This window comes from Saccharibacillus sp. JS10, assembly GCF_024436065.1.
Lineage (GTDB): Bacteria > Bacillota > Bacilli > Paenibacillales > Paenibacillaceae > Saccharibacillus.
In genome coordinates this window covers 148,211-174,077 of sequence record NZ_JANFNS010000003.1, presented here as the reverse complement: position 1 = coordinate 174,077, position 25,867 = coordinate 148,211, and the positions used below count along the sequence as shown (strand labels likewise).

Annotated in this window: 20 protein-coding genes; 16 read left to right on the top strand and 4 right to left on the bottom strand. The window is 47.5% G+C overall.

The genetic code is table 11. The features are described from left to right. Positions 1–776: 776 nt before the first annotated feature. The 7 genes from NOM90_RS11265 (at position 777) to NOM90_RS11235 (ending at position 7,268) form a co-directional block, all read left to right on the top strand. Positions 777–1,673 carry an ABC transporter ATP-binding protein gene (locus tag NOM90_RS11265; RefSeq protein WP_255942058.1) on the top strand — a complete coding sequence of 299 codons (897 nt, stop codon included), beginning with the start codon at positions 777–779 and terminating at the stop codon, positions 1,671–1,673. Next, the gene (locus NOM90_RS11260) at positions 1,670–2,971 is read left to right on the top strand and encodes an ABC transporter permease (RefSeq protein WP_255942057.1); all 1,302 of its coding nucleotides are present in this window, start codon (positions 1,670–1,672) and stop codon (positions 2,969–2,971) included. The genes NOM90_RS11265 and NOM90_RS11260 overlap by 4 nt, the downstream gene beginning before the upstream one ends. Positions 2,972–3,023: 52 nt before the next feature. Continuing rightward, a complete protein-coding gene (locus NOM90_RS11255) occupies positions 3,024–4,136 on the top strand; it encodes a site-2 protease family protein (RefSeq protein WP_255942056.1) in 1,113 nt (370 codons plus the stop codon). A gap of 176 nt (positions 4,137–4,312) precedes the next feature. Next, positions 4,313–5,284, top strand: a complete 972-nt coding sequence (locus NOM90_RS11250; protein ID WP_255942055.1) for an ABC transporter ATP-binding protein — start codon at positions 4,313–4,315, stop codon at positions 5,282–5,284. Next, complete coding sequence (locus NOM90_RS11245; RefSeq protein WP_255942054.1) at positions 5,281–5,997, top strand: ABC transporter permease; 717 nt, start codon at positions 5,281–5,283, stop codon at positions 5,995–5,997. Before NOM90_RS11250 ends, NOM90_RS11245 begins: the two co-directional genes overlap by 4 nt. Then, positions 5,998–6,738 (top strand): ABC transporter permease, encoded by a 741-nt coding sequence (locus NOM90_RS11240; protein WP_255942053.1) that lies wholly within the window; start codon positions 5,998–6,000, stop codon positions 6,736–6,738. A gap of 173 nt (positions 6,739–6,911) precedes the next feature. Continuing rightward, positions 6,912–7,268, top strand: a complete 357-nt coding sequence (locus NOM90_RS11235) for a hypothetical protein (protein ID WP_255942052.1) — start codon at positions 6,912–6,914, stop codon at positions 7,266–7,268. Positions 7,269–7,330: 62 nt separating this feature from the next. Here the strand turns inward: NOM90_RS11235 and NOM90_RS11230 are convergent, their stop codons facing one another. Next, positions 7,331–8,287: an L-lactate dehydrogenase gene (locus NOM90_RS11230; protein WP_255942051.1), complete on the bottom strand. Its 957-nt coding sequence runs from the start codon at positions 8,285–8,287 to the stop codon at positions 7,331–7,333. 354 nt (positions 8,288–8,641) lie between these two features. Here NOM90_RS11230 and NOM90_RS11225 point away from each other — a divergent pair, with 354 nt between their 5' ends. Together NOM90_RS11225 and NOM90_RS11220 are read left to right on the top strand one after the other, a co-directional pair. Continuing rightward, positions 8,642–9,640, top strand: a complete 999-nt coding sequence (locus NOM90_RS11225; RefSeq protein WP_255942050.1) for an NADP-dependent oxidoreductase — start codon at positions 8,642–8,644, stop codon at positions 9,638–9,640. A 329-nt stretch (positions 9,641–9,969) separates the two neighbouring features. Beyond that, positions 9,970–11,145: a right-handed parallel beta-helix repeat-containing protein gene (locus NOM90_RS11220; protein WP_255942049.1), complete on the top strand. Its 1,176-nt coding sequence runs from the start codon at positions 9,970–9,972 to the stop codon at positions 11,143–11,145. A 70-nt stretch (positions 11,146–11,215) separates the two neighbouring features. Here NOM90_RS11220 and nagZ read toward each other — a convergent pair whose 3' ends face one another. Together nagZ and NOM90_RS11210 are read right to left on the bottom strand one after the other, a co-directional pair. Further along, a complete protein-coding gene (nagZ, locus tag NOM90_RS11215) occupies positions 11,216–12,970 on the bottom strand; it encodes a beta-N-acetylhexosaminidase (protein WP_255942048.1) in 1,755 nt (584 codons plus the stop codon). Positions 12,971–13,014: 44 nt separating this feature from the next. Continuing rightward, on the bottom strand, positions 13,015–14,019 hold the full coding sequence (locus NOM90_RS11210; RefSeq protein WP_255942047.1) for a LacI family DNA-binding transcriptional regulator: 1,005 nt from the start codon (positions 14,017–14,019) through the stop codon (positions 13,015–13,017). A 96-nt stretch (positions 14,020–14,115) separates the two neighbouring features. Here NOM90_RS11210 and NOM90_RS11205 point away from each other — a divergent pair, with 96 nt between their 5' ends. After that, positions 14,116–15,555: a glycoside hydrolase family 1 protein gene (locus tag NOM90_RS11205; protein WP_255942046.1), complete on the top strand. Its 1,440-nt coding sequence runs from the start codon at positions 14,116–14,118 to the stop codon at positions 15,553–15,555. A gap of 210 nt (positions 15,556–15,765) precedes the next feature. On the opposite strand, the gene NOM90_RS11200 is transcribed toward NOM90_RS11205, so the two are convergent. Beyond that, a complete protein-coding gene (locus NOM90_RS11200) occupies positions 15,766–16,302 on the bottom strand; it encodes a CcdC family protein (RefSeq protein ID WP_255942045.1) in 537 nt (178 codons plus the stop codon). Positions 16,303–16,498: 196 nt separating this feature from the next. On the opposite strand from NOM90_RS11200, the gene NOM90_RS11195 reads away from it, so the two are divergent. The 6 genes from NOM90_RS11195 to NOM90_RS11170 are packed head-to-tail and all read left to right on the top strand — an operon-like array spanning position 16,499 to position 25,563. Further along, a complete protein-coding gene (locus NOM90_RS11195) occupies positions 16,499–16,882 on the top strand; it encodes a response regulator transcription factor (RefSeq protein WP_255942044.1) in 384 nt (127 codons plus the stop codon). Then, the gene (locus NOM90_RS11190) at positions 16,879–20,040 is read left to right on the top strand and encodes an ATP-binding protein (protein ID WP_255942042.1); all 3,162 of its coding nucleotides are present in this window, start codon (positions 16,879–16,881) and stop codon (positions 20,038–20,040) included. Before NOM90_RS11195 ends, NOM90_RS11190 begins: the two co-directional genes overlap by 4 nt. 2 nt (positions 20,041–20,042) lie before the next feature. Continuing rightward, complete coding sequence (locus tag NOM90_RS11185; protein WP_255942041.1) at positions 20,043–21,737, top strand: GGDEF domain-containing response regulator; 1,695 nt, start codon at positions 20,043–20,045, stop codon at positions 21,735–21,737. After that, positions 21,734–22,846, top strand: a complete 1,113-nt coding sequence (locus NOM90_RS11180) for a HEAT repeat domain-containing protein (RefSeq protein WP_255942040.1) — start codon at positions 21,734–21,736, stop codon at positions 22,844–22,846. The genes NOM90_RS11185 and NOM90_RS11180 overlap by 4 nt, the downstream gene beginning before the upstream one ends. Then, complete coding sequence (locus NOM90_RS11175; RefSeq protein ID WP_255942039.1) at positions 22,827–24,329, top strand: glycosyltransferase family 2 protein; 1,503 nt, start codon at positions 22,827–22,829, stop codon at positions 24,327–24,329. Before NOM90_RS11180 ends, NOM90_RS11175 begins: the two co-directional genes overlap by 20 nt. Before the next feature lie 7 nt (positions 24,330–24,336). Further along, positions 24,337–25,563, top strand: coding sequence for a hypothetical protein (locus NOM90_RS11170; protein ID WP_255942038.1), 1,227 nt, complete (start codon positions 24,337–24,339; stop codon positions 25,561–25,563). Positions 25,564–25,867 lie beyond the last annotated feature (304 nt).

Genomic DNA, 25,867 nt, shown 5'->3' with positions numbered 1-25,867 from the left:
ACCCAACCTTTCAGTCCACTACGCAAATCCGCTTCTAACAAGAAGACATTCTAATCCATTATCATGCCTATCTTTTCCTTTTAGAATTTTCAACTTCACTCCCAATCTTCATCCAAGCCCGTAACTGACAGCATCATCTGTCAGTTACGGGCTTTCTGTTTCACTTTTTTGAGCAGATAGAAGCAATTTCGTCCTTTGCCTTCTACTGTACGCAGACAGGAATAGCCGCTCCCCAACAAGGGAGCGGCTCCACCCCCTCTAAAAAAACCGTAGATGCGATGCCCAGAGCGGAGAGAGAAATTCAGTGCAGTCAAATCTTTTCGAAGAAAAGATACTTCGGAAGCATATGCTTTTAGCGTTCGCCTTTGTGATGCAGATTTTCCGGTCATACACCGTCAAATTTGCATCGTTAATCGGGAAAACACAAACAAAATTTCCAATCAAATTTTCCCGATTTCAACACGCGACCTAAAGGCTTTCGAAGAAAGACACATCGTAAGCATACGCTAACGAATTTCTCTCGCAGCGGCTCCCCCGCAACCCCTAATATTCCCCCGCAAAAATTTGCGCGAATTACCACCCACATTGTCGTACTCCCCCACTCATCTTTGCTGATATATTGAAAACATAACGCAGCATCCACTTGAAATTCCAAATAAAACTATTGACAACAAAAACCTCTACGTTTATGGTGTGTATATAAACATACACACTAATCACTCTGAACATAACAAACTCAATCTCGACTCGAACACACATAAAAGGAGGAACAACAAATGACCTTAGAAATCAAGCACCTCGGCAAACAATACGGAGACAAAACGGTGGTCGAAGACGTCACGTTAACGGTTCAAGCCGGACAAGCTTTCGGGCTGCTCGGCGGTAACGGCGCAGGCAAGACGACCACGATTCGTTCGGTACTCGGCTTGCTGGAATATGAGCGCGGCGAAGTGCTTTGGAACGGCAAAAACTTTTTAGAAAATCGTCCAAGCGTCGGTTATCTCCCGGAAGAACGCGGATTGTACCCGAAAGAAACGGTGAGCGAACAACTCCTGTATCTCGCACGGCTGGAAGGGATGAAGAAATCCGACGCTCAAAAAGCACTGAAAACTTGGTTAGAGCGTCTAGGCATCGAAGAACATGAACACAAGCGCGCCGAGCAATTGTCCAAAGGCAATCAGCAAAAAGTACAGATTATCTCGTCGCTGATTCATGATCCTGAACTTGTCATTTTGGACGAACCGTTCAGCGGTCTTGATCCGGTCAATGCCGAACTGCTCGCAGCCGTGGTCAAAGAACAGATCGCTGCCGGTAAAGCGCTTGTTTTTTCCAGTCACCAGATGATGCAAGTCGAGCAGTTTTGCGAACAAATCTGCATTTTGAAAAAAGGACGGATGCAGATCGACGGACGATTGTCAGATATCAAACGTTCGTATGGACGAAGTAATCTGATTTTGCGAAGCGAAGTGGATCTCATGCCGTTTTTGGAAACGCGCGGTCTGAGCGATATTCGCCGGGATGCTCAAGAATGGACGCTCAAAGTCAAAGACGAAATTCAAGCTCATCAGTTGATGCGCGATCTGGGACAAGCAGGTGTGCCTATGCTCAAGTTCGAATTGAAAGAGCCATCGCTACATGAAATCTTTATTGAAAAGGTAGGGGAAGCGGTATGAAGACTTTCGGTATTGTATTCGGTTATTCGTTCAAAGAACGGGTACGCTCCAAATCGTTCATGATGATGACACTGTTGTTCGTTGCGATCATCGCGGCAATCATCTTAGTTCCGAAGTTGTTCGGCAGCTCGGCTACGGCGCAGCAAGGAACGGTAGCTGTCGTGAACACTTCGCCGCTTCCGATCGATGCACAAAGCATGTCCGCTGCGGTATCGCCGAATTATACGTGGAAGATCGTACCGGAAAGCGAAAGCTCCGCGCAGAACACCTTGTTGCAACAAGGCGAGTTGGACGCGATCGTTCGAATTTCGCAACCGGCTGAAGCTTCGGCGGCTCCGCAAATTGCATTGTCGGTGAACCGTCAAGAAGACGTTTCTTTTGCACCGGGTTTGTCGGCTTATATTGAAAGACTGAATGTGAACGAACGTGTAGCTGAACTTGGCGTCACGACCGAGCAAGCGGCTTCGATCTTGGCACAGCCTACTTTTGAACTGAATGAATTGAATGCAGGCGGCAAATCGACGGTTGAGACTTTTATGCCGGTCTATGCTTTGCTGATGCTGATGTTCTTTATGATCTATCTGTTTGCCGGAAACGTGGCGACTTCGGTAGCCGTAGAAAAAGGATCACGCATTCAAGAAATTTTGATCACCAAAGTCAGCCCGGGTCAATTGCTTGCAGGTAAAGTGATGGGTGTCGGTCTAGCCGGGATTTTGCAATTCGTGATTATTTTCGGAGTAGGCGCACTGCTGATTTCGATCGGTGGCGACGGCGAAACGTTGAAAATGGGCAGTTTGTCGATCGACTTATCGATCCTCGGCGGGCAGACGTTGGCCGTGACGGCAGCATTGTTTGTCCTTGGATACTTCTTCTATGCAACCTTGTTTGCAGCAGCCGGTTCGTTGGTAAGCCGCAGCGAAGAATTGAATCAAGCGATGCTTCCGGTCTCTTTGCTGCTGATGGCTGGATTTTTCATCTCGATGATCGGGCTTGGCGATCCAAATGGCACATTGACAGTCGTGACTTCGTATATCCCGTTTTTGACGCCGATGGTACTGCTGACTCGTGTAGGTGCAGGCGATCCGACGTTGATGCAAATTTTGATTCCGATTGCGATTCTGATGGTTTCGACTCTGCTCGTAGGTTGGCTTTCGGCTAAAATTTATCGCGGCGGCGTTCTACTGTATGGACAAAAACCTTCGGTAGGTACGATGTTGAAAATGCTGAGTTCGACTAACACTAAAGCTTCCAAGAATACGATCAAGCCTTCTTCAAAAGGTGCAAACGACGCTATTTAAAGGTAAAATTTAAGCAGATCGCTCAAAAAGAAAGCAGGAAAGGAGTACGCTTATGCTCAGAAAAATGCTACCGTTGTTGATCGGAGCTGCCGCCGGAGGGTTAATCGCTTTTGCCGCACTTCGGATTATCGGGAAAAACGATGTCGGTCAAGCCTCTGCTGAAGCCGCGAATACGCTGGCTTTTGGAGGCTGGAATCCCGTCGTCATGATTCTCGCTCTGGCTCTTGTTGCGATGATCGCCATATTGATCCACGAACTCGGTCATATTTTCGGAGCGTTTGCCGTACGCAGCCGCGTTACCCGGTTATACTGGGGGCCTTTCAGCTTTCTTTTTCCAGAGCGCAAAGTTCGGTTCAGCTGGAAAAATCGCTACTTCTTCGGGGCGATGCAAGCCGATATTCAGCCTTACCATGACGAAGCTTCTTTTGCCAAAGCGATCAAAGCCCAGCGTATTGTCAATGCAGCGGGTCCTGCCTTTAGCTTAATTACGGGGCTGATCGCTTACGGATTTGCGGCGCAGCTTTGGAGTATGACAGGCATGTACGCATTGCTGTCGATCGGGATCGGGCTTGCGACTTTGTTCAGCGATGGAGTCAATGCCATCTTGCTCGGTCGCCGTAATCATGCGTTAGTCAGCGGTTGGACGATGCTGATTCAAAATCGGCAGTTGGACACAGACAAGCTGCGTATGCTGAGCGAAGCAAGTGGACGCTATTTGCAAGACCTCGCCAACAGCGACCGCCCGGCAAAAGGACGCGACGTCTACGATCTATTCGTCTTGTATTATGTGAAGCTGATGGACAAGCAGATTTCTAGGGAGGCGGCAGCGATGCAGCTTACCCAAGAAGTCCAAAACGAATGGATGCAGGCGGCAAAGCCGCAGTCGATCCCTAAATTAAGGCGCGATACGCTGATCATGATTTTGGTTGAAGAAACGGTGCGTTTGTGCGAAGACGGAAAACGCGAAGAAGCGGAGGAGTTGTACCGCAAGATTAATGACGATGCTTCCAAATCTTCTTCGTTGCTGCTCAAAGCAAGCGCTTATGTGGAGAAAAAGGAACCGGTCGCCAAAGCCTATATGCAGCATATCCGTTCGATGCAAAGCGATCTTGCTTCTTACGGCGCTCTTGTTCAATTCGAAGAACGCCGAATCTTGAAACTGTAACGATTCATTCTTGATTCCTATCATATGAAGCAAAACGAAAAAAACCGACATTCATGTTTTGAGGAATTGTCGGTTTTTTGCTTTTTTTAAACAGAATTTAAACTTGGAGTCGTCTTGCTTTTAACCTTGCGTCTTTATCATTGGATCATAACGATAACAAACAAGAGGTGACGACGATGACAAACTTCATGATCGAAACACGTAATTTAACGAAAAAGTATAAAGGAACTTCCGCTGTCAACGCGCTTAATCTTTCGATTCCTCAAGGCGAGATTTACGGATTTCTAGGTCCGAATGGAGCAGGGAAAACGACAACGATCCGTATGCTACTCGGCTTAATTAAACCGGATAGCGGATTGGTTCGGATGTTCGATCAAGATTTGAAAAAAGACCGGATTTCGATTTTGCGCCGAGTCGGTTCACTGGTGGAATACCCGTCGTATTACGGTCATTTGAACGCTATCGAAAATTTAGAAACGATCCGGTCTATTTTGAATGTGGATAAAATTCGTATCGACGAAGTGCTGCATACCGTAGGGCTGACCAAAGATGCCAAACGTCCGGTCAAAGGGTATTCGCTTGGGATGAAGCAAAGACTCGGTATCGCGTCGGCACTGCTCGGAAGCCCGGAACTGCTGATTTTGGATGAACCGACAAACGGATTAGATCCGTCCGGTATTCTTGAAATTCGTGAACTGATTAAGCAAATGCCGAAGCAGCAAGGTATCACAGTGCTTGTCTCCAGTCATTTACTGAGTGAAGTCGAGCAGATGGCGAGTAGTGTAGGCATTATTAATGAAGGAAAAATGATTTTCCAAGACAGCATGCCGAATTTGCAGCGCCAAGCCGGAAGTGAAATTCATATCTCGTTGTCTCAACCGGAAGCGGCGATGATCATCGCGCGCGAACAAGGATGTTTTCCAAGACTTCATCAAGATCAGTTGATCTTCAAAGGCATCGACAACGGTCAGATTGCTCGCCTTGTTGCGGCTTTGGTCGATGCGCGTCATAGCATTTACCGCGTGGAAGAACGCCGGAAATCGTTGGAGCAGCTCTTTATGACCATGACGGCAAATGCTAATTCTGCGGAACGTTCGATCGTGGAAGCTCCAAGAGGGGCAGGGCTGCGGAAGGAGGTCGCGCAATGATAGGCAAACTTGTCATGTCCGATCTGCTTAAAATGCGGCGTACCGGAATTTGGTGGGTAGTCTGGATCGGAGCACTCGGGTTGACCGGGATGCAGGCGCTTAATTTCGGGCTTCGCTACGATTATTTAGTCCGTGATGTATATGCCGATGATCCGTGGAGAGGTCTTATTAGTTCGAACGCGATGTTTGTACCGATTGCGATCTATCTGGCAATGACTTTGCTCATGTCGATGATCGCGAATATCGAACATAAGCAAAATGCCTGGAAACAAACACTGGCATTGCCGGTTCGACGTTCGCAAGTGTTTGCTTCCAAATTTATATGCAGTTTTATTCAATTGCTTGCCGCTTGCGTGATCTTGAGTGTGTCGACTGGAGTATTAGGGCTACTTTTGCAGTTACAAGGGCCGATTCCGTATCTCGAACTTCTGACATTTGGCTTTTATCCGATGCTCGCTTCGCTTCCGATGCTTGGCATGATGTTGTGGATGACGCTTAGCGTACGCAATCAAGCTATTCCGATCACATTGGGGATTGCAGCGTCGCTGATTTCAATGTTTGGTGCGGTTCTACCCGATCAAATCCCGATTGCTTGGCCTTCACTTGTCGTACGCGGCGAAAGTACATTCACTTTGATTGGGCTAGGTATCGCGATCTTTGCCGCTTTGTATCTACTGGGTTCGATTCATTTTTCCAGAAAGGATGTGGCGTAGATGAAAACGTGGATTGCCGCTATACGCAGTGAAAAAATTAAGCTAAGACGTTCTTATGTGTTAGGGCTTGCCGTTATTGATCCGCTTCTTTGCGTTTTAATCGGGCTGATGTCCGATTTGGGTACAGCGCCCGAAGCTTGGAATATGTTATTTACAATCATGATTGCTTTACATGCTTTGTTCTTTTTGCCAATCTTGACCGGGATTTTTGCCGCTCTTGTGTGTCGATATGAACATGCGGGCGGAGGATGGAAACAAATCTTGTCGTTGCCCGTAACACGTAATGTACTGTATACATCGAAGTTTGTGATCGTGGCTAGTTTAGTCGCGCTGAATCAAGTATTGTTTTTCGCTACAGTGCTCGGCGTAGGTCTGATTAAAGGGTTAGATGTATCTCTGATTCCCTGGGGAGATTTTGGTATGAAACTACTCGCTGGATTTGTCGCTTGTTTGCCTCTTGCGGCGCTGCAATTATTCGTGTCCGCATGGTGGAGCAGCTTTGCGGCACCGATGGTATTGAACGTGATTTTTACGATTCCCAATATGCTGGTTGTGAACTCCGAAGTGTTTGGGCCGTATTATCCTTGGGCGCAGCCGATGCTGGTCATGATGCGCGCCGGAGGCGAATATGATTTTGGTGCATTCGGTTTACCGCTTGAAACGTTGCTGATCACGATCGGCGGAAGTAGCCTAGTGTTCATTCTTGCGGGATTAACCTACTTCAATCGCAAAGCCGTATAACCTATACTTGTAGCTTTGAAACGTGTTATTTGAATTTTTTTTGGAAAATGGCTCCAAAACGTTAACGAAAACTTCGTTTTCGACGTTTATATAGGTAGAGTCTTCAATCAGACGATGAAAAAGAAACCGAATTCGTCCACTTACGCAGCTAAGGGACACAAGGAGGATCATTCATGTTTCGAAAAAAAGTGCTTGGCGTAGCATTAGCGGCATTGCTTGTTATCCCCGCATTATCTACTCAAGCTTACGCCGCGTCGAACGTTTCGACGTTCCAAAATGAAGAAGCAATCACGACTTCGTTTCGATCGGCAGAGGTCAATACTAATAACGAATACGCAGCGATCGAATCGGCAAAAGCGACAACAGGCAACCTGACTCCCGCTATGGTCGATATGGGACTTGACCATGCAGGAGCTACGCCGATGAGCGATGGAAAACGCTTCTCTGTATTTTGTATTTCGATGGTGTGCTCGCTGATCTTGATGTTGGGCGGATTCGCTTTAGTCGCTCGGCGCAAATCACGTTCTTGATATTTATTAGTGAACGTAAAGAAGCCCGGAACTTAGAGTTCCGGGCTTTTTTGTATCAAGAGTTAAGAAGGAATCGCGATGCTCGCCATTCCCGAGCGAACCAGATCGCAAGAGCGGCGAAGCAAGACTTGTTCGTCTTCGCTCAGATTGAACTCGATCAATTCTTCGATTCCGCCATCGCCGATAATCGCAGGAACGCCAACGCAGACATTCGATTCGCCGTATTCGCCGTCGAGAATCGCGGATACCGCAATAATGCGATGATCGTCGTTCAAGATTGAGCGTGTAATATAAGCGATCGCGCTGCCGATTCCGAATTGAGTCGAACCTTTGCGGGTAAAGATTTCCCAGCCGGCGTCTTTCGTTTTGCGTGCAATATCGCTCAGATCCAAGTCTGGGAAACGAAGTTTATGTTCTTCGATGATATGCAAGATCGGTTTGCCGCCGATCGTGACATGCGACCAAGCGACAAATTGCGATTCGCCATGCTCGCCCATCGCGTAACCATGTACACTTCGCGGATCGACTTGGAACACATCGGCAAGCAGCGTCTTCAGACGTGCCGAGTCGATTGAAGTGCCGGTGCCGATTACGCGGTGACGAGGTAAGCCGGATACTTGAGCGGTCACGAGTGTAACGATATCGACTGGGTTTGAAGCAACGACGAAGATTCCGTCGAAGCCGCTTGCCATCACGGACGATACGACTTCGCGAGTAATCGCAGCGGCATCTGCCATAATATCCATACGCGTCTGACCCGGTTTTACATTCGCTCCTGCCGTGAGCACGACAATGTCTGCATCTTGGCAATCGGCATAATAGCCTGCGCGTACGCGAGTTCGCGTCGAGGTGAAGTCTGCGCAATGCGACAAGTCCATCGCTTGTGCAAGGGCATAGTCGTGATTACGACCGACAATCACAATCTCATCGCAAATCGATTGGTTAATCATCGCATAAGCACAACTTGATCCGACTAGACCCGATCCGATAATCGCCACTTTCCGATTTTTTTTACCCATACTGTGCACTTCCGATCATTAATATTTTGTATTAGAAAAATTTTTTCGAAAAATTTAAGTGTTCAATTCTTTACATGAAAAGGTTGAAAAGGACTCGCAGTTTTCATTTTAACGGAAAAAAGAAGCTTTGTCAGCTCTAAAATTAATGAATATGTTATTATACATGACATCTAAATTCGATATTTGTATGAAAACAGCTTTTGATGATAGAAAACAAGACGATCTGACGTCGAATAAGGCAAAGGTAGACTTTTTCCGTAGAACGGGTAAGAAGGATATGTAGTCTTATGCCTATGCCTATCCAACAACACGATATACAGAAGCAAAGGTAAATCTTGACGGAGGTGCAATATCATGACACAGAAAAAACGTTTTGTGCTGGCAAGCCGTCCCAAAGGAATGCCAACAGCAGATAATTTTGAATTAAAAACAGAAGAGTTAGAATCGCCGCAAGAAGGTGAAATTTCGGTCGAAAGTCTATATGTATCGGTCGATCCGTATATGCGCGGACGTATGAATGACACAAAATCATACTCCAAACCTTACGAAATCGGAGGTACGCTTGGCGGAGGTTCAATCGGTCGAGTGATCGAAAGTCGCCATCCTTCTCGTAAAGTCGGCGATATCGTCCTTGGCGGTTGGGGATGGCAGACACATGCTACGCTCAGCGGGGATCAAGTATCGCCGATCGATCCTGATCTTGCGCCAATCCAGACCGCGCTTGGCGTACTGGGCATGACCGGTATGACCGCTTACTTCGGTCTTTTGGATATTGGACAACCAAAAGCGGGCGAGACTGTAGTCGTATCCGGCGCAGGTGGTGCAGTCGGTATGATTGTCGGTCAGATCGCCAAAATTAAAGGCGCTCGCGTAGTCGGCATTTCCGGTTCGGAAGAAAAAAACCGTTATCTGTCCGAAGAATTAGGATTTGATGCGGTCGTCAATTACAAAACCGAATCGCTGAATGAAGCACTAGCGGCGGCTTGCCCAGACGGCGTAGACGTTTATTTCGATAACGTTGGCGGCGAAGTCACGGATGCGGTATTCCAACAGCTGAACTCGAACGCACGTATTCCGTTATGCGGTCAAATTTCACTATATAATATTGCCGACGCTGAGCCAGGCCCGCGTTTCTTGCCACTTCTGCTGACAAGAACAGCTTTGGTAAAAGGATTCTTGGTCGGTCAGTATCAAGATCGTTACAGCGAAGCGATTCCGGAAATGGCAAAATGGATGCAAGAAGGCAAGCTGAAATATCGTGAAAATATCATCGAAGGGTTCGAGCGCACACCGGAAGCCTTTTTGGGTCTGTTCAGCGGCGAGAACTTGGGCAAACAGTTAGTTAAACTGTAAGCTACATTTTTAATAGAAAAAAACCGATAAAAGACGATGGCCTCAATGCCATCGTCTTTTTTGTTGCACATAAAATCAGTCCTATCCCAACATACATACATGAATCTGACATAAATCCAAAATAAGCATAAAGCCTTTGGAAAAATATACCTTAGCACTAACCGAAGGGAACAAAAGAACTATCCAAATAAAGGATATTTATGGATTAAAATAGGAAAAAATAAACATCAAATAGTGCATTCGTATAGAAAATCAGAAAAAGCGAAAATATATCGGTAAAAAGTGGAAATAAAAGGTAAGACAAAAATCCAAATTGGAGGACATACACCATGAAATCGCGCTCATTACTCCTAAGTACGGTTGCTTTGTCTCTGATTGTAAGTGGCAGTTGGTTGTCCGGTACTTCTTTCTATACACAAAAGGCAGATTCTTCAGCAGCTACCTACCGAACGACTGCTGCAATAGGCGCTTCTGCTGCAACCGTACCGTCTAAATTATCGGTGACAGATTTCGGAGCCGTTCCAAATGACGGTAAAGACGATTATCAAGCTTTTGTCGCAGCCGCTCAAGCCGCGAAACAGCAAAAAAAGACATTGTCTATTCCGGCTGGAACCTTTACGCTCAGCCAAATCTGGACGATTGACGGGATTGCCGTAGAAGGTGCGGGCAAGGCTTCTACAGTGTTGGTCTCGACCAATCCGCAAAAAGGCTCAATAGATCTGAAAGGCTCTAACGTCTCGTTACGTAATCTCAAGCATGTATACGAGAAGACGGTTCCGCGAGGCGATGGGGCACATGAGAAAAATAGTATAACGGTGCGCGGAGCCAGTAATTTCGTGATCGATGGAATATCAGTTAGTAAATCGAGCACTGCCGGGATTATGGTTGCTTACGGTTCGAATAACGGAGTGATCTCTAATAATACGATAACGAACACTGGAGCAGACGGCATTCATATGACGACCGAAAGCCGGAATCTTACCGTGGAAAACAATACAGTGACCAGCGCAGGCGATGACGCAATCGCCGTTGTCAGTTACCAAAGTAGTTCGGTTCCTGTCCGTTCGGTCACGATTCGTAAAAATACGGTCAGCGGAGTCTCCAAAGGACGCGGTATTTCTGTCGTTGGCGGCGAGCAGGTCACGATTACGGGCAATCGCGTAAAAGATACGGCAATGGCGGGGATTTATATCGGCGTCGAAGGCGCTTATCGGACGATGAATGTAGATGGCGTACAAGTCATCCAAAATACAGTCGATCATGCCGGAATCAAAACGCCGGAAAAACACCCTAATGTTTTGGTGTACGCGGGACAAGGAAGTATCGACAATGTTAAATTCAGCCGCAATATCATCAAAAATGCGGCGCATCGCGGAATCGGAGTGTGGGGCGAAGGAAATATCCGCAACGTCATTTTTGAACGCAATACGCTCTCGAACACAAAAGGAGCCAAAACGACTTTCGAAAAAGGAAAAGTTCAATTGATCGAGAATGTGGGATTTTAAAAAGAAGCCTTTAGCATCTGCTAAAGGCTTCTTTTTTATCTTCTATAAAGCGTGCAGTTCATCAATTGCGTTATTCCGTCTTTTGTTTGAGTGCAATGATGCGTTCGACACTTTGATTGATTTGTTCTTCGGAGATTTTTCCGTCTTGTACGGCTTTTTTGACCGCTTCGATTGCGGCAATCGCATTATCCGCTTCATGCGCGACTAGCAAAATATCGCTTCCCGCTTGCACGGCATGTACGGAAGCTTCGCCCAAACCGTAATTTTCGGTGATCGCACCCATTGTGAGGTCGTCGGTGATAACGACGCCTTCGAATCCCAATTGATCGCGAAGCAGATCGGTAATAATGGCTTTCGATAATGACGAAGGATACGTCTTGTCGAGCTTCGGCAGCAAGATATGAGCAATCATCACCATGTCTGCGCCGGAATTGATCGCTTTTTTGAACGGAATCAATTCAAGTTTGTTCAATTGATTTAAGTCTTTGTTCACGACGGGAAGCGCGATATGCGAATCGACGGAAGTGTCGCCATGACCCGGAAAATGCTTCACAACGGGGATGACCTTTTTGGATTCCAAGCCTTGCATGACGGCAATTCCGAGCTTCGAGACAAGATCCGCATTATTGCCGAATGAACGGTCGCCGATCACCGGATTGTCGGGGTTGCTGTTCACATCGAGTACGGGCGCGTAATCCAGATTGAATCCTTGAGATAATAGTTGATCGCCTAGCTGTTCGCCAATCTGACGAGCGTAAGCTTCATCGTTACGTTCGCCAATTTTGGCTGCTGTAGGGATAGATTCTACGCCTTTAAGCCGAGCGACCCGCCCGCCTTCCTGATCGACGCTAACGAAAAGCGGTAGCTCTGGATTCGGATTCGCCGCTTTGATTTCTTTTACAAAAGCAGAAGTCTGGGATGCCGAATCAATATTGTTTCCATATAAAATGACGCCGCCTACGCCGTAATCACGGAGTAAATTTCGGTCTTCTGTCGCAAGCGAAGTTCCTTTCACGCCAGCAATCACCATTTGACCGATCTTTTGATCTAGTGTCATGTTGCTCACCAGCGTATCGGACTCTGAAGAACTGGCAGACGGCTCACTAGCAGGAGTGGTGGTAGCCGGTTCTTCGCCGGGAGTCTGCGTCGACGCATCTTCGTTTGTGGAAGCCGGAGAATCTGTAGAAATTAACGAAATATGATCCAGTTCCGGATTTTCCGAAGTATCGGCTGCATCATCTTCGCCGCTCCACGGCTTTGGCAAAATCCAGCGCAACGTATATTCATCGGATACATCGTAGCTCAAAATAATCTGATCGACGGTATCGTCTGAATACGTACTGACGTCTTGCGCTTCGCCCAAAGTGTCCAAAATATCGCGGTAATGAATATCGCGCAGCGATTCCGCATCCGTGCGAAGATCCATTGCGATCTCATCACGGTATCCGATTGTAGCAAAGCGACTTGGATACTCCACGAAAGTAGAACCCCCGTTGTCTGTCGTCTGATCCGGGAAATCCCATACGTCTTCGACGGTCGTCTTTTTCGTTTTGCCCACGACAAAAGGTGCGGTGGTCAGTTTTCCTTGACGGGCGGCAGCGACAATCGCGTTAATCTGATTTTCAACCGGTGTTACCGATTCGGAATCTTCCGGCGAATCTTGTACAGCCGAAGAATCGACAGGCGGCGAATCCGCTGTCGTCGTGGTAGGTACTGTGCGGTCTCGCAGCAGCATAATAGCAACACCGATCACGATCAGAGCTAAAAATAAGCTCGATAAAATTTTAAATACCGGCATCGCTGATTTGGTTTTGCGGGGATTCACTAAGATCGGCTCCTTTTTCGGTAAGCTTAATGTAAGTCTTCGTATTAGGTCGTTTCGCGTACCGCGAGACTGAAATCTAGCGGTTTTAAAGGAAGTTGTCGATTGAGCAAGCTTGGTGACAGCAACGCAAAAGCGTTATACGCTTGATCGCGAATCGGATTTTGGACGCTCGTAATCCCTAAAGTCTGCGCAATCTGCATATTGTCGAAACTGACGATCCGGAGTTCGCCAGGCACATTCCATCCATGACGCCTTGCTTCGCTTAGTACGCCCGCTGCGACATAATCGTTTGCGCAGACGATTGCCTGCGGCAAATTTTTTCCTGGCAAGCCGTCTTCTGAATGAAGGTCTGAAGGTATGCCGAGCAACCGACGCACCACGTCTTGCCCGTGCTCCAGATGGTAGACCGCATCGAAATACCAGTCTTTGCGAATCTCTAACTGGTGCTTGTTCATGGAATCTTCGTAAGCTTGAATTCGCCGCCGTGTATTCAGACTGCTGGGGCGTCCGAACGCATTAGCAATACGCGTAATTCCTTGCGATAACAGATGTTCAATCGCCAGCGCGTATCCGTCGTATTGATCCATCGCAACCGAAGGAATATCCGGTCGATCCATACGCTGCCACGACACGATCGGGCCGTATTTGCCATAGGAGCTGACGACCGATAGTTCATTCACGCACGTAATAATAAGTAAACCATCGACCCTTTTTTGCTTCAAATCTTCGAAAGCTTGAAGTTCGCGTTCTTGATCCGAATCGGAGGTATAGATAATGGTCTGAAATCCGTGTTCGGCAGCGACTTCGACAAAGCTTGTCATAAAAGGCAAGATAATTTCCGTCATTACCGTTGTAATCATACCGATTTGAAGCGTTTTTCCTTTGGACAAAGAAATGGCATTTCGATTCGGTACATAGTCCATTTCTTGAATCACTTGCAGAATTTTCGCTCGCGTGTCCGGGCTGACATGCCGAGATTTATTTAATACGCGCGAAACCGTCGCTTTCGAAAAGCCTGAAAGTTTCGCAATTTGTTCAAGATTCGACATAACGTCTCTCCTTAAGCTTGACGTGGAACGCGTTTCACGATTTATGCTACATGTAGAACCTTAATTACTATTCTACCACACAGGAGTGAATCGATAATGAGTACACAGTTTCCTGAAAACTTTTTGTGGGGCGGCGCAGTAGCGGCGAACCAACTCGAAGGCGGATACAACGCTGACGGTAAAGGTCTTTCGATCCAAGACGTTACGCCAAAAGGCGGTATCGGCACAAGTGGACACGGTAGCGACCCGCTGATTACAGAAGAGCCAACCGATGACAATATGAAACTGATCGGCATCGATTTTTATAACCGTTATAAAGACGATGTGAAAATGTTTGCGGAAATGGGCTTCAAAGTGTTCCGTACTTCGATCGCATGGTCGCGTATTTTCCCGAAAGGCGACGAGTCCGAGCCAAACGAAGCAGGTCTGAAATTCTACGACGATCTGTTCGACGAGTGCCGCAAATACGGCATCGAGCCGCTCGTAACGATCTCTCACTATGAGACGCCTCTGCATCTGTCGCGTGAATACGACGGCTGGGTGAACCGCAAGCTCGTTGATTTCTACGTGAACTATGCGACAACCGTCTTCAAGCGCTACAAAGACAAAGTTAAATATTGGTTGACGTTCAACGAAATCAACTCGATTCTGGAAGCTCCGTTCATGAGCGGCGGCATCTCGACTCCGAAAAAGGAACTGAGCCAACAAGATCTGTACCAAGCGATCCATCACGAATTGGTAGCCAGCGCGAAGACGGTCAAAGTCGGTCACGAAATTAACCCGGATTTCCAAATCGGATGTATGGTTCTGAGTATGCCGATCTACCCGCTTAGCCCGAACCCGGATGACGTGATTCAAGCGATGGAATCCGATCACAAAAACATGGCGTTCGCGGACATTCATGTACGCGGCACATACCCAGGTTATATGAAACGTTACCTGCGCGAAAATAATATCACGATCAAATTCGAAGACGGCGACGAAGAAGCACTGAAACACACCGTCGACTTCATCTCGTTCAGCTACTACATGAGTATTTGCGAGACGGCTGATCCGGCACTCAAAGCTCGCGGCGAAGGCAACCTGCTCGGCGGCGTACCGAACCCGCACCTCAAAGCAAGCGAGTGGGGCTGGCAGATCGACCCGAAAGGTCTGCGTTACGTGCTGAACAGCTTCTGGGATCGTTACCAAAAACCACTCTTCATCGTTGAAAACGGTCTGGGCGCAGTCGATGAACTGACAACCAACGCAAACGGCGAAAAAACGGTCGAAGACGACTACCGGATCAACTACCTGAACGATCACCTCGTTCAAGTCGGCGAAGCGATCGAAGACGGCGTAGAAGTCATGGGTTATACGACTTGGGGCTGTATCGACCTTGTCAGCGCTTCGACGGCTCAACTCAAAAAACGTTACGGCTTTATCTACGTCGATCGTCATGACGACGGCAGCGGTACCCTTGAACGCTACAAGAAAAAATCGTTCAACTGGTACAAAGAAGTCATCGCGACAAACGGTAAAAGCTTGAAGCGTTAATTTAAAATCGCAGTAAAAAAGACGTCTCCTTCAAGGAGACGTCTTTTTCTATTCAACTCAAGAATCAGACTGTGAACGTACTAGCGGAGGGAGAAATTCAGTGAAATACGCCTTTGAGCCCAGAAATATCCTTTACAAAAATCCAATTCAAATTTCTGGGCGAAACAGCGGATTGAACGAATTTCTCCCGCAGCGCAGCGCCTCTCACGCTCAAACCTCTACAGCACCCGCCTGCATCCCACGCGTCATCCGTCTGAACCGCATCAACATATTCACGCGCCAATGCAAGATCATCCCGAATGCAAGAATAAAGAACACCCCGCCTGTCTGCGGAAGCGTCACGAATTGCTCGACGTAACCGTGTAGCGCCAAGCGAATCACGATCAACACGACAAGAATGATCAGAAACGCTTTGGATCTTTTTACAAAAAGATCATTGCCGATCTGTTCGAACTTCGTCCCCAAAATAAGCGGATACGCGAACAAAAACCAGCCGACCAGAAAAGCCGCCAAAGCCCCTAACCAAGGAATCTGAATATCCCGAATAATAAACATAAAGAATCCCGTTGCCATACCGATTGGCGGCATCATGATTTTACGCGCGTTCAGCGGTCTTTTGCTCGCCTTCATTCGTAAAAAAAGCGCCATAAAAGCCATGCCGGCAAAAAACAACGTGAACAGCACGCTTAACAAGATCGGATTCAAAGCAAAAAATTGATGAAAGATAGAGTTGATCCAATCGATCATATCCAAGCCTCTTCTCTATAAAAGAATTAATGAACAAAAGTATAAAATGCGCCCTATAGACGTCACTTTTATTATAACATAATGGATAGAAGACTATAGAATTGATCCCCCTCAATTTGGGGTAAGATTAGAATAGTTATGCAAATTCCATCGGTTTCCAAATACCCGGAAGACCGAACTGAACGGGGGAGCCTAATTGGCAAACAAAAAAATATTGATCGCTGAAGATGAAATGGTGCTGCGCTTTTTACTCACAGAGACGTTGGAAGAAGAAGGGTTCGATATCGACGAAGCCGAAGATGGCAAACTCGCGATGGATAGTCTGCGTTATGGCGAATACGATTTGATCATTCTTGATTACATGATGCCGGAAGCTACCGGAATCGAAGTCTGTCGCTGGTTACGCGCCGAAGGCGGAATTAACGCGGATAAACCGGTCATTTTGTTAACGGCAAAAGCCGAAGAAAAAGATCGCCAACTTGCGCTGCAAGCGGGTGCTTCAAGATTCGTATCCAAACCGTTCAGCCCTGTCGAATTGGTGAACATCGTGCATGAGCTGACCGGAGAATCTGCTTCATGATCCGCACCGTCAAAGGAAGTTTGTATCGACGGATTGCTTATGGGACGCTTGCTTTATTTCTAGTTCTGGGTGTTTTGCTCGCAGCAGCGGAGCTAGTGATCCATCGGCAATATGCGGATATGTCGGAGCAACTCGAAAATCGAATCGACCATCTGAATGTGCTTCAAGATACAGAACGTGCTTTTTTGGAATCTGTTTCTTATTTACGTGCATACGCGGCATATGGAAGAGAAGATTTGCAAGAGCAAGCTTCGGCATCGAGAGCGCAGTACGAAGGGTTGCTAGGCGAATTAAACGCAGGAGATCAGCAAATCTCGAACATGGATGCTTTGATAGGGTTAAATAATCGATTCGAATCTTATTACACAGAAGCTTTACGCTTAATCGTAGCCGGAGACGAGCAAGCTCTCGCTTCATTGTCTCAAACAGAAGGCAGCGCGCTCGTGCGCCAGATGGAAGCGGAATTCGCTGAATTGGTCGAGCAACAACGAGGGTTGATCGTAGAACAAACGGATCGTAGTCGAATGCTTGCGCGTCTAGTGTTGATCGTACCGATTGTCGCGCTGGTTGCGGCATTGTTAACGGCGTTGTTATTGATTCGATATTTGAAAAAATCGTTCATCGAACCTGTCATTCAAGCTGAATCTGCGGTTCGCAGAATTGAACATGGCGAAAGTGCTGAACTTGATGCTTCGGTTCATTGCAATGAGATCGGAAGTTTGTTCGAAGGCATTGGACGAATGGCAGAAGGAATTCGCAGCAGACAAGCTGAGCTACAAGACAATCTGCTCCAAATGGAAGAGCAACGCGAAGAACTCGAAGCGCAGAACGATGAACTTGAAGCGCAAAATGAACAGATCACGGAGCAACGCAGTCAATTGGAACGCGCGCTTGAACGTCTGACTCGCCGCGAAGAACAATTAGAAGCGATCAATACGTATCAGCGCTCGTTAGTGGGGCTTACCGAATTTAGCGACTTTTTGGATCAAGCGATCGGGCAATTGATTTTCGTGACGGGACGCGATGCTGCAATGCTGGTGATGCGTAGTGGAGATCGAAACAAGCAGTCGGACGACAGATGGAATACCGATTCATTCGGAAGTGAACATCCCGATCTATCGACAGAAGATCTATTCCGAGCACGCTTTGGCGAAGACGCTTATGAACTGTTGTATAGCAGTGGATACCCGTCTTCATCGGAAGCGATATTCACAGGCGAACCGGCGGGGCCCGCGATGCAAGCGATTTTGGCGAATCGTCCGGTTACTCGAAGACGTCCGGTGTCGGGAGCCGAAGCTGGCGCTCATAGTGCTTATGAAACGGCAGTCGATACCTATTATCCGGTATACGATGGGGGAAATCAGGAGACTCCGGCTGGATTTTTGTTGCTAACGATCTATGGAGATCGACCTGTTATCGAAGGGGAAGAAGAATTGACGCTCGGATTGATTCGTCAATTTATTGGTGCATTGGTTGCGCAGCTTACCCAAGCCGAAAGACAGCAGCAAAGCGAAGAAATGGAACGTCTGAATCTTGATTTAGAGACGGAAAAACGTAATTTGCTGAATCAACGAGACTCGACGCAGCAAGTGATCGACTCGATTCACGAAGCGTTGATTGTCTGCTCGCCTGAAGGCGAAATTTTGATGTGTAACGAAATCACGGGTGAGATGCTAGATCCGATCTTCTGCTCCGGCAGGAATTTTGCGGACTCCGTCGATGAAATGAACCGAAAATACGGCATTGAAGACGGCGGCGGAGAGCGGATTCGCGAAGCCTTGGCATCTGGATTGAACGGTACAAGATCGCGGTACGCGTTTGAACCTAAAGGGAAAGCGGCACGCTACTTCGAAGTGTATGTTCAGAAAGTGGAAGACGTGTTTTGGGGAACGGTACATTTATTCGTATTCCGCGATCGAACCGAAGAAGAAGAAGCCAATCGATTGCGAGACGAGTTCGTTAGCGTGGTATCGCATGAACTTCGTACCCCGCTTGCAAGTATTCTAGGCTTTGCCGAGATCATGTTGAATCGTAGCGTCAAACCTGAGAAAGCTCAAAAGTATTTGAGCACGATTCATGGCGAAGCAACGCGATTATCCGGTTTGATCGGTGATTTCCTTGATTTACAACGTATTGAAGCAGGCAAACAATCGTATCGATTGTTACCGATTGATCTTAAAGTTCTGACTTCTGATATTGCGGCGCAATGGGACGGACGCGCAGGACATCAAGTGCGGCTGACCATGCCGGAGCAAGCTTGTATTGTCAAAAGCGACGCGGATCGGTTGAAGCAAGTGCTTCATAATCTGATGAGCAACGCGGTCAAATATTCGCCTAACCAACTTTTCGTTGATTGCGAAATCCGGTTGGATTCCTCAAATTCCGCAGCCAATTGGATCGTAGAAGTTCGCGATTACGGACTCGGGATTCCGGAAGAATCCAAATCCCAATTGTTCAGTAAGTTTTACCGAGTCGATAATTCGGATCGCCGTCAGATTGGCGGTACGGGGCTTGGGCTTGCGATCGTAAAAGAAATGATTGAAGGATTAGGCGGCGAAATTTCGTTCGATTCGACGCTTGGCGTAGGCAGTACATTCCGTTTTGCATTGCCTGCTGTAGAGCTTTCCGCGACAGAAAATACGGTGTTAGTGCTTGAAGACGATGAAAGCCTGAGCGTATTGATCGAAGAAGCATTCCGCAGCGAATCGAATCAAGTTCGTCTGTTTTCGGAAGCAGAGACGGCGATCTTCGCTTTGCAAGAAGCTCAGCGGCAAGGTCAAGCTTCGCCTAAATTATGTATCGTCGATTTGTCGCTTGGGGGCGAACTTAGCGGTTGGGACTTTATCCGCTATTTGACGAACGATGCACAATTCCGCAATGTTCCGATCATTGTTTCTTCGGCACTTGATCCACCTGAAGGGCATAGCGAATCGGAAACCGAGAGTTATTTGCGTAAGCCTTTTACGATTCATGAGCTATCGGCATTGGGTCAACGGATGATGTCTTCGACTTCATCCAAAGCAGAATTGGTATTGCCGCTGCCGAGCGAGCCGCTGGCTAGAGCTTCTTTACAAACAAACGGTCTGGATGTGTTGCAAATCGAAGTAGATACCCACTTTGCGATTGCGGAGATTGCAACCGAAGATGAAGGAGAATAGACATGAATAAATATCAGAAGTTATTTATCGATCAGACCGGCAGCAATTTGGACAAGCTATTAAGCCCGACTGCGCGAAGCGATGAGCGTTCCGTGTACCGGATGCTGCATTCGATCAAAGGCACTTCGGGCACGATCGGTCTTCAAACTTGGTATAACGCTTCGCTGAGATTAATTACGGAATTTAGCGAACATGGCGACCGAGTCTTTACCGGAGAAGAATTGGCAGGTCAGTTATCGCAATTATCGCAGCTGCTTGCAGAAGAGAAACAACGTTTTGCCGATGAAGAAGCCGAAATCAGTAGCACCGAAATTATGGACTCCAAAGAGTCTTCTGCATCTGAAGCATCGAAAGCGCAGGATGAGTCTTCTTCGTCTCAAGCTCTGGCGGAACCGCCTGCAAAGTCAGAATCTTCGGAAGGAACCGTGCTATTGCTTGACGACGATCTGAGTTTGCTGGCGCTACTCAAAGACGTGCTGGAAGAACAAGGGTTCACTGTGTTTGCTACGCCGCGCTTTGACAAAGCAGTAGAGTGGTTCTACGAAATGCGACCGGATTGTGCGGTATTGGATGTGCTGCTTCCCGAACAATCCGGCTTTGAACTCATGGAGCAACTGCGCGAGTTATGCGATACGTATATGATTCCGGTCGTGCTGATTACAGGCAAGACCGACAAAGCGACGAGGCTTCATGCTTATGAGAATGGCGCCGACGACTTTTTGACCAAGCCGATCGATCCTGAAGAATTTGTGGTGCGTATCCGTCGCCTGACGCGTCGCCGTAGTCGTTTGACAGGGCAATTGCTGCTGGATCAGACGACCGGAGCTTACGGAATGTCGTTTTTGGAGCGTGAATTGACGCGTCAGATCGATTCGGACAATGAATCGCGAGAGCCTTTTGCTTTAGCAGCCGTTGAATTGGACGGTCTGCGTCAATTGAATGAACGAACCGGATACCGTGAAGGCGACCGGGTGCTTCGAGCCTTTTCCGATAAGGTACGTAACAGATTGCGACCGCAAGATATCTGGGCGCGTGACCGTGCCAATCGCTTTTACCTATTGCAACCGGGTCTGGGCAGCGAGCAAAGCACTGAATTTTTACAGACGATCCTTGCAAGTGAACGGATCAAAAGCGTAGTCCAACCTAACGATGTGAGCCCTGTGTATGGTGTTATCGATGTGGAATACGGAAAAAATCGTCAACAAGCATTGGCAGGAGCTTTGCAAGCACTGGAACAAAACGCGGGAAGACATTCTTCCAACGGGAATGAAGGTTCTTCTTCTGAAGGAGCACCGCGGCAACTACGCTTGGCAATCATCGACGATGATCCTTTGATTCGTACCATTTTGGAAAGACAGCTTGAAAATATCCAAGAAGAGTTCGGCGCGGAATTCCGTTCGTTTTCCGATGGCGAAGAATTTTTGAGCGATCCTTGGCATCGAGAGCATGCTCGTTATTTGCTGATCTTAGATCGGATGATGCCAAGAATGAACGGAATGGAAGTGCTCAGCCGATTGCGTAGCGGAAATTATGACTCTGTGTATACGGTACTTATGCTGACTGGCGTTGGCGATGAATTAGGGATCGCAGAAGCGATTCGGGCAGGAACGGACGATTATATGACGAAGCCGTTCAGCATGATCGAACTTGAAGCACGCGTACGCAGATTGCTTGGCAAAGTCGAGGCAATGCTATGACGATGAGCGATTCTCAACTTTTACGCGTGTTATGGATCGGAATTGCCGTCATCGTATTTGCGATATTGTTGGTTTTATTTTATTTGGTCGAGCGGAAAGTACGCCGGATGCGGCATCGGCAACAAGTGAAAGAAGCCGTCGAATTATTTTCCGCGAAGTCTTCGGCGTTAGACGATTATTTGCGTAGCGGCGATCGCACGCGAAAACTGAACGCGCCCGGTAGCGGCGAAGGGCTTCGCCGGGAAGCTTTGGAAGAAGCGCTGTTGGATCGCTTGAACGTAGGCGCATCCGAGACAGAAAAGCAGCGGATTTTCGATTTTGCTGGAAGTTATTTTGCTGAAGAGTACAAATATTTGCTCAACCGCAGACGTTGGAGCGACCGAATGAACGTGCTGCTGCATATTGAGAAGTTTCATATCGTCTCGCTCAAAGATCAGCTGATTGCGCGTCTGGAAAAACTGGATCCTGATCAAAAAAATGACGACGAACGCTTTTTGCTTATTCGTACTTTATCGTCTTTGCAAATCGAAGAAACGTTTGATTATTTGGAACTGGCAGCCGAGCGCTTTTCGGAATTGCAATTGATGCAAGTGCTTCGTCCGATCAAAGGCGAACTTGCTCAGCGGTTGATTCGTGAATTCGATCAGCTTCCCGTGCGGATTCAACGTTGTGAACTGGATACACTCCGGCTTGGCAATGTTCGAACGACAGAAGTATTGGATTTGTTAGAACGGTGCATGAATTCCGAGGACACCGAGACGCGTATCCGGGCTATTAAAGCTTTGGCGAATTTCGGTTATATGAACGAAGCAGCGGCAGATCGGTTAGAATCACGTATGGCAGAAGGCGATGCTGTGATCTGGCCGGAACGGATGATGTATGCTCGCTTGGCGGGAGCCGTACGCGAAGAACGTTTTGCTCCCTATTTGGAGCAGATGATGGCAGACCGTTCGTATGAAGTCCGTAGAGAAGCGGCGGCATCGTTATCGAATTATCGAGGCGGGCTTGAACGAATTCGCCAAGTTGCCGAAAATCACCCAGATCGTTTTGCCAAAGACATGGCGATTGAGATTCTGGAAAGGAGGGCGTATGAACGACAAGTGGTTTGAATGGTTTACGCTGGGGCATCAAATTTTAGGTTATACGATCATGGTTTACGTCGGATTATCCGCAGCCGTATATATTTTTATGTATGCAGCCGCAGCGAAAAGTCTTTGGCGTGACCGCGATCTTAGCCCGATCCAATACAGCACGGTGCTAGAAACCGAATTGGTACCTCCGCTGAGTATCGTCGTTCCGGCATACAACGAAGAAGTGAATATTGTCGGCAGCGTTCGCTCGCTTCTGGGAATCAACTACAAGCAATTTGAGATCGTTGTCGTAAACGACGGATCAAAAGACCGGACAGCTCAGATTATGATCGAAGAATTCGATATGTCGGAAGTTAAAGGTCGCGTGCCATTTGCGGGGCTCAAGCGTGAAACGAAGCCGATTCGGGGCGTGTATCGTTCATTACGTCATCCGAACTTGGTGCTGGTCGACAAAGAAAACGGCGGCAAAGCCGATGCGCTGAATGTCGGGATCAACGTATCGCGTTATCCGTATTTCGTCTCGCTTGATGGCGATACCGTACTGGATGCGGATGCTTTTATCAAAGTCGTGAAGCCGATCATGGATGCGCGTCCCGGCGAAGAAATCATTGCGACCGGCGGTAGCGTCGGCATCGCGAACGGAAGCATGGTCGATAGCGGCTATCTCAGTAGCGATAATGTAAGATTGTCGAAGAATCCGATTGTCGTGATGCAAGTAATCGAATATCTGCGAGGATTTTTGATGGGACGAATCGGGCTTAGCCGCTACAATATGTTGCTGCTGATCTCCGGTGCTTTCGGGGTATTCAATAAAAAATGGGTCGTTGACGTAGGCGGATATGAAACAGGCACGATCGGCGAAGATATGGAGCTGACCGTACGTCTGCACGCCGAAATGCGCCGAAGAAAAAGTAAAGCCCGCATCGTTTATGTGCCGGAGCCGGTATGTTGGACGGAAGCACCGGAAAGCTTTACGATTTTGCGTCGTCAACGCACGCGCTGGCAACGTGGTTTGTTCGAAAGTATCTGGAAACACAAAAATATGGTACTCAATCCGCGTTACGGACGTGTCGGAATGTTATCGATGCCGATGTTTTTATTTATCGAATTATTAGGGCCTTTAGTGGAAATCTTCGGGTATATCACCGTTTTGTTTGGTTTTTTCCTGGATCGAATCAATATCCAAGTTTCGTTATCGCTTGCCCTTATGATGTTGCTTTTCGGTTCGCTTGTCTCGGCAGGCGCTGTTTTATTCGAAGAATGGCGTTTCCATAACTACAATCGGATTCGAGATGTAATGAAAATGTTTGGGTACGCATTGTCCGAGTCGTTCTGGTACCGTCCGGTGTTGACGCTCTGGCGAGCACACGGTTTATTCCAAGCGATCCGAGGCAAAAAGCATGGTTGGGGCGAGATGACGCGAGTCAACGTACTGGGCGCTAATAAAAAGCCAGGGATCATCACCGAACCTCCTCCAGCGGCAACAGAGAAAAAGGAGTGAACCGAAGTTGAAAACAAAAAAAACATTTCCTCGATTTTGGTTCGGTCTTGCTGCATTAATGCTGCTTGTGCTGTTGCCGTGGATCATTTGGGAAGTAAAGCCGGCAAAAAGTTTGTCGATCGCCGTACTGGACAAAACCGTTAATGACGATAGTTATCGCGAACACAAAGGATTGTTTTGGGTATTGAATCAACAAAAATACCGGATGCCGGATGGAGAAAAGTATCTATATAATCGCGATTATTACGGCAATTTCCCGATCCAGAATGGTCAACGCCCAGCCGAACGCATGTTAAGTGAGCTCAAAGAAACGCCGCAGCTGATTTATGTTGCGGATACGTATGGCTTGGCGGAATCGCAAAATCAAGAAGATGCCGATACAGGTAACGAAGCGGGAGTGCCAGCGAATGCCGGTGGACAAACGCCGGATTCGCAAGAAGGCGGTATGAAAACGGTAGATGTGAACGTTCTTGAAGCGGCAGCTTCGCGCGGTGCGATGTTAATTGCGGAATTCAATTCGGTTGCCGCACCTACCGAGGATGCAGTGCGAGACCGTGCCAGCGCGCTATTTGGGATGAAGTGGACAGGCTGGACAGCTCGTTACTTCCCGGATCTAGCAGCAGGCGTTGAAGTTCCGGCATGGGTTCCCAACCGCTACAAAGAAATGACGGGTAATACATGGAATTACGAAGGTCCGGGATTTTTGTTCGTGCAAGATGATGGGGATCTATTCGTACTACGCGAAGGCGAAGAAACCGAAGGCGGAGCATGCATTGCCTTTACGGAAGACGGTCAAGAATTGCTCGGGATGAACCCGAAAAACCGGTATAACTATTGGTTTGATATTGTAACGGCTTCTTCTGACAGCCAAGTCCTTGCGAATTACGATCTACGGTTAACAGGGAATGGACGTGCACTACTCGCCGAGCATGGTGTAGCGGAAAGTTTCCCTGCTGTGATTCGACGGGAAGTTACAAGTAGCAGTTCCAACGCTACCTTGCCGTTTGGCGCGACCGTAGCTCCGGCAGTCGGGCAAGTCAGTTATTATTTTGCTGGCGACTATGCAGATCACGACGAATATCCATTTTGGCGCAGATATGCAGGTTGGCCGACTTTCAAAAGTTGGTTCACTTGGGATCGACCGGGTAGCGAAGATGCCTTCTACTGGGACGTCTATGTACCGATGATGAAAAAAGTATTAGAAGAAGCAGACGCTATGGAGTTCAAATCTTAAATATAAATTTGAACGATCCGTGCTCATAAGAAATTAGAACAAGAAATCCAAAAAAAATCTTCTCTAATTTGAAAAATTAGGGATTCACAAAAGGAGCAAGGGAGCTTATAATGCAATTGTAAGCCCTTTCAACAAACCCTGACTTGGAGTCTTCGCTTCGGCGTAGGCTCCCTTTTTTTGCAAATTTTTAAAATGTATCCGTTACCATTAAAAAACTTTGTGATTCTTGCCGTCTTTTACGCTCAACAAAGTTATTTACCCGAACCGAGGTGGGTAATAAGTTAAGATGTGTTGCAGAGGAAAA

Bases quoted from the DNA above. Each gene is read 5' to 3' on its own strand.
- NOM90_RS11265 (WP_255942058.1), top strand. From the start codon at position 777: ATGACCTTAGAAATCAAGCACCTCGGCAAACAATACGGAGACAAAACG.
- NOM90_RS11260 (WP_255942057.1), top strand. From the start codon at position 1,670: ATGAAGACTTTCGGTATTGTATTCGGTTATTCGTTCAAAGAACGGGTA.
- NOM90_RS11255 (WP_255942056.1), top strand. From the start codon at position 3,024: ATGCTCAGAAAAATGCTACCGTTGTTGATCGGAGCTGCCGCCGGAGGG.
- NOM90_RS11250 (WP_255942055.1), top strand. From the start codon at position 4,313: ATGACAAACTTCATGATCGAAACACGTAATTTAACGAAAAAGTATAAA.
- NOM90_RS11245 (WP_255942054.1), top strand. From the start codon at position 5,281: ATGATAGGCAAACTTGTCATGTCCGATCTGCTTAAAATGCGGCGTACC.
- NOM90_RS11240 (WP_255942053.1), top strand. From the start codon at position 5,998: ATGAAAACGTGGATTGCCGCTATACGCAGTGAAAAAATTAAGCTAAGA.
- NOM90_RS11235 (WP_255942052.1), top strand. From the start codon at position 6,912: ATGTTTCGAAAAAAAGTGCTTGGCGTAGCATTAGCGGCATTGCTTGTT.
- NOM90_RS11230 (WP_255942051.1), bottom strand. From the start codon at position 8,287: ATGGGTAAAAAAAATCGGAAAGTGGCGATTATCGGATCGGGTCTAGTC.
- NOM90_RS11225 (WP_255942050.1), top strand. From the start codon at position 8,642: ATGACACAGAAAAAACGTTTTGTGCTGGCAAGCCGTCCCAAAGGAATG.
- NOM90_RS11220 (WP_255942049.1), top strand. From the start codon at position 9,970: ATGAAATCGCGCTCATTACTCCTAAGTACGGTTGCTTTGTCTCTGATT.
- NOM90_RS11210 (WP_255942047.1), bottom strand. From the start codon at position 14,019: ATGTCGAATCTTGAACAAATTGCGAAACTTTCAGGCTTTTCGAAAGCG.
- NOM90_RS11205 (WP_255942046.1), top strand. From the start codon at position 14,116: ATGAGTACACAGTTTCCTGAAAACTTTTTGTGGGGCGGCGCAGTAGCG.
- NOM90_RS11200 (WP_255942045.1), bottom strand. From the start codon at position 16,302: ATGATCGATTGGATCAACTCTATCTTTCATCAATTTTTTGCTTTGAAT.
- NOM90_RS11190 (WP_255942042.1), top strand. From the start codon at position 16,879: ATGATCCGCACCGTCAAAGGAAGTTTGTATCGACGGATTGCTTATGGG.
- NOM90_RS11185 (WP_255942041.1), top strand. From the start codon at position 20,043: ATGAATAAATATCAGAAGTTATTTATCGATCAGACCGGCAGCAATTTG.
- NOM90_RS11180 (WP_255942040.1), top strand. From the start codon at position 21,734: ATGACGATGAGCGATTCTCAACTTTTACGCGTGTTATGGATCGGAATT.
- NOM90_RS11175 (WP_255942039.1), top strand. From the start codon at position 22,827: ATGAACGACAAGTGGTTTGAATGGTTTACGCTGGGGCATCAAATTTTA.